This is a genomic window from Pseudomonas sp. 2995-3, from assembly GCF_002742565.1.
In the GTDB taxonomy this organism is placed as follows: Bacteria; Pseudomonadota; Gammaproteobacteria; order Pseudomonadales; family Pseudomonadaceae; genus Aquipseudomonas; species Aquipseudomonas edaphica.
This window is the reverse complement of record NZ_LJSB01000347.1, coordinates 1-236: the sequence shown is the minus strand read 5'-3', so window position 1 is coordinate 236 and position 236 is coordinate 1. Positions and strand designations below refer to the sequence as shown.

At 36.4% G+C, this 236-nt stretch carries 1 protein-coding gene; it reads right to left on the bottom strand.

Going from position 1 to position 236, the window contains the following annotated elements; all coding sequences use genetic code 11:
• The coding region (locus AOA62_RS29675) for a lysylphosphatidylglycerol synthase domain-containing protein (protein ID WP_178075668.1) at nt 1-236 on the bottom strand (236 nt) is incomplete at both ends.

Here is a 236-nt window from a genome sequence, read left to right as displayed (position 1 = left end):
CGTTTAAAGTAAAGGGCTTTACCTACTTCTCCCCCAAGCTTAGAAGATGGGGTGACACCTTCCACAAATGCGCTAATAAAAATAATGTGAAGCATCTTTCTAATTGAAAGCTTCTTGTTCAAGAGTGATAAGAACGATTGCAACTGGAATGCTAGTAAAACAAATGTGATACATTGAACAAGTGTGGCGACAATAATGAGAATAGGATTAATTTTCAATAACGCATTCATCCATTC